Source organism: Devosia sp. (assembly GCF_034675085.1).
GTDB lineage: Bacteria > Pseudomonadota > Alphaproteobacteria > Rhizobiales > Devosiaceae > Devosia.
Genome location: NZ_JAUCDN010000321.1, coordinates 1 through 3648 on the forward strand (window position 1 = coordinate 1; position 3648 = coordinate 3648).

A 3648-nucleotide genomic window follows, 5' to 3' on the forward strand; every position below is an offset into this window, starting at 1 on the left:
CATGGCGCCCACCGGAATGCCGAATTGCCGGCGCACCCGCGCATAGGCGGTGCTGAGGCGCAGCGTGGTCTTGATCGAGATCGAGCCGATGGCCGGCAGCGAAATGGCCCGCCCGGTGGAGAGGCACTCCATCAGCATGCGCCAGCCCTGCCCGGCATATTCCGTGCCCCCGATCAGATAATCCATGGGGATGAACATGTCGGTGCCGCGCACCGGCCCGTTCATGAACGCCTGCTGGGCCGGATAATGCCGCCGCCCGATATCGAGGCCGGGATGGTCATGCGGGATCAGCGCCAGGGTAATGCCGATTTCCTCGCCCCGGCCCAAAAGATTGTCGGGGTCTTTCAGGATGAAGGCCAGTCCCACCAGCGTGGCGATGGGGGCCAGCGTGATATAGCGCTTGTCGAAGCTGAGGCGCACGCCCTGCACCTGCCGGCCCTGCCATTCGCCCATGGTGACGATGCCGATATCGCGCATGCCGCCGGCATCCGAGCCCGAATGCACGCCGGTCAGCGCGAAGCAGGGCACGTCCTGGCCCACCGCCAGCCGCGAGAGATATTTTTCCTTCTGTTCCGGGGTGCCGTATTTTTCCAGCAATTCGCCCGGCCCCAGCGAATTGGGCACCATCACCGTGATGCCGGCGGCAACCGAGCGGCTGGAAATCTTGGACACCACCAGCGATTGCGCCTGCGCCGAAAAGCCCAGGCCGCCATGCTCCTTGCCGATCAGCATGCCGAAAAAGCGGTTGTCCTTCAAAAACTGCCACAGCTCCGGGCTGAGATCGGCGCGATTATGCCGAATGTCCCAGTCGTCGATCATGCGGCAGGCCGTTTCGGTGGGGCCGTCGAGGAACTCCTGTTCTTCGCGGGTCAGGGTCAGCGGGCGGATCGCGGTCAGCTTCTTCCAGTCGGGCCGGCCGGAAAACAGTTCCGCGTCCCAGCCCACCGTGCCGGCGTCCAGCGCCTCCTGCTCGGTGCGGCTCACCTTGGGCAGGATGGATTTGACCCCATTATAGATCGGGGGCAGCAACACCGCCCGCCGCACTGCCCCGATGCTGAGCACCAGCAGGATCGCGCCCAGCGCCAGCAGCACCCAGCTGCCCCAGCCCAGCCCATAGCCCTCGCCCGGCGCGATTCCCGCCAGGAGACCGATGCCCACAAGCGCCAGCCCCCACTGCCAGAGCGGGCTTTCCCGCAGGGCGAGCGCGGCGAAGAGAACGAGACTGAGAATGATGAGTGCAAGTGTCACGGCGTAACCTCCTGCGGAGCCCCCTCGCCGCCCGGTCCCCGGCGCACGGCTCCTTCTTGATGCTATCAGTCTAGCAAAGTTGACGCATACGTCAATTAAACTCCCTATAGGGCGATTTCCCAACCTTCTTGCCGAAAGAAAGCGCGGGAGAGTCATTTGACGCTAACGTCAAGCCGTGGAATATTTCCTTTCAGGGGCAGCACGCCCGCCGCCGCAACGCCGGCAGTCTGGAGGACACTTCATGGCCGATCCCGCAGCCGCCGCGCTCCGCCCCTGGCTCGGTTCCTATCCGCCCGGCATCGACTGGAACGCCCCCATCGACGTCACCCCGGTGCATGAGCAGGTGCTGGCCGCCTGCGCCCGCACGCCCTCCGCCCTGGCGCTCGATTTTCTCGGCGGCACCACCAGCTTCGGGCAGCTGGGCGAGGCCATCTCCGCCTTCGCCGGCGCCTTGCAGCAGCATTTCGGCGTCACCAGGGGCACGCGCGTCGCCATCATGCTGCCCAATACGCCCTTTTACCCCATCGCCTATTATGGCGTGCTGCGCGCCGGCGGCACCGTGGTCAATTGCAACCCGCTCTATACCGTCCCCGAATTGCGCCACATCGTCGCCAATGCCGGCGCCGAGGTGATGATAACGCTCGATCTGGCGCAGATTTTCTCCAAGGCCGAGCAATTGCTCGCCGAGGGGCATGTCAAATCCATCATCGCCTGCCATTTCCCCGATGCGCTGCCGCTGGCCAAGAAGATCCTGTTTTCGCTGGCCAAGCGCCGCGACCTGGCCAGCCTCTCCGCCTCGCCGGCGCGCGCCAGCATCACCCGCTTCGCCGATCTGCTGGGCCAGGAGCTGGCGCCCGCTCCCGTCGTCATCGACCCGCACAGGGATATCGCGGTGCAGCAATATACCGGCGGCACCACCGGCATTCCCAAGGGCGCGCTGCTCACCCATGCCAATATCGCCGCCAATATGAGCCAGATCGACAAATGGGGCTGCGGATTGTTCTACCCGCCCTCCAAGGTCGTCGCCGTGCTGCCCTTCTTTCACATCTTCGCCATGACGGTGTGCATGAACGTGCCGCTATGCAACGGCACGCCGGTGCTCATGATGCCGCGCTTCGAGCTCAAGGGCCTGCTCGACCTGCTCACCCGCACCGGCGCCAATGTGCTGCCGGCGGTGCCCACCCTGCTCAACGCCATCGCCCGCAGCGACCTGGCCCGGCCCGCGCATCTGGCCCGGCTGGACGTGGCCATTTCCGGCGGCGCCGCCCTGCCCGACGAGGTGCGCCAGGCCTTCGCCCGAAAATCGCCGGCCCTCTTGGCCGAGGGCTATGGGCTCACCGAGGCCTCGCCGGTGGTCTGCTGCGCCGCCCTGCGCGTGCCCTCCAGGCCCATGTCCATCGGCCAGCCCCTGCCCGGCACCGATATCCGCCTCGTCGATGTCGAGAGCGGCAAGCCGGTCGGCATCGGCGAAAACGGCGAATTGCAGGTCAAGGGCCCGCAGGTCATGACCAGCTATTACGAAGATCCCGAAGCCAGCCGCGACGCCTTCATGGATGGCTGGCTGCGCACCGGCGATGTTGGCCATATGGACGAGCAGGGTTATGTCTTCCTGGTCGACCGCATCAAGGACCTCATCATCTGCTCCGGCTTCAACGTCTATCCGCGCACCATCGAGGAGGCGCTGATGACCCATGAAGCGGTGGAGGAGACCAATGTCATCGGGGTGCCCGACGCCTATCGCGGCGAAGCCCCCATCGCCTATGTCAAGCTGCGCCAGGGCCGGTCGGCGAGCGAGCAGGAGCTCAAGACCCACCTCGCCACCCGCCTCAACAAGATCGAAATGCCCCGCGAGATCATCTTCAAGGACGCCCTGCCCAAGACCCTGATCGGCAAGCTCTCCAAAAAGGAGCTGCGCGAGGACTATGCCCGCACAAGAGCCCCAAAGTGACGTCGTCCAGTTCCGAGCTTTTCTCCATCGCCGATCTCGCCCGCGAGTTCGACATTTCCACCCGCACCATCCGCTTCTACGAAACCAAGGGGCTGCTCGCGCCCGAGCGTGTCGGGGCCACCCGCATCTTCCGCCGGCGCGACCGCGCCCGGCTGATCCTCATCCTGCGCGGCAAGCGGCTGGGCTTTTCCCTGCGCGATATTTCCGACTATCTCAGCCTTTACGACGCCGACAAATCCCAGCAGGTCCATCTGCTCGCCGGCAAGGTTTCCGAGCGGCTGGCCTCGCTCGAAGCCCAGCGGCAGGACCTGGAAACCACCATCGCCGAGTTGCGCGACATCCAGCGCCTCGCCGGCCAGCGCCTCGATCAGGGGTAACCGGCCCCGCCGTCGCGCTCCTAGAGCGTTTCCAGCAAAAGTGGAAACGGTTTTGCGGTTCGGAAACGCGATAAA

The 3648-nt window shown here is 65.3% G+C and carries 3 protein-coding genes; 2 read left to right on the plus strand and 1 reads right to left on the minus strand.

The genetic code is table 11. From position 1 onward, the window contains the following. Positions 1-1248: acyl-CoA dehydrogenase family protein (locus VDP82_RS15565; RefSeq protein ID WP_323015742.1), on the minus strand; the 1248-nt coding region annotated here is incomplete at its 3' end. A 241-nt stretch (positions 1249-1489) separates the two neighbouring features. Between VDP82_RS15565 and VDP82_RS15570 the strand changes: the two genes are divergently transcribed. Together VDP82_RS15570 and VDP82_RS15575 are read left to right on the plus strand one after the other, a co-directional pair. Further along, positions 1490-3196, plus strand: a complete 1707-nt coding sequence (locus VDP82_RS15570; RefSeq protein ID WP_323015743.1) for a long-chain fatty acid--CoA ligase — start codon at positions 1490-1492, stop codon at positions 3194-3196. Continuing rightward, positions 3193-3573, plus strand: coding sequence for a MerR family DNA-binding protein (locus VDP82_RS15575; RefSeq protein WP_323015744.1), 381 nt, complete (start codon positions 3193-3195; stop codon positions 3571-3573). The genes VDP82_RS15570 and VDP82_RS15575 overlap by 4 nt, the downstream gene beginning before the upstream one ends. Positions 3574-3648: the final 75 nt, after the last annotated feature.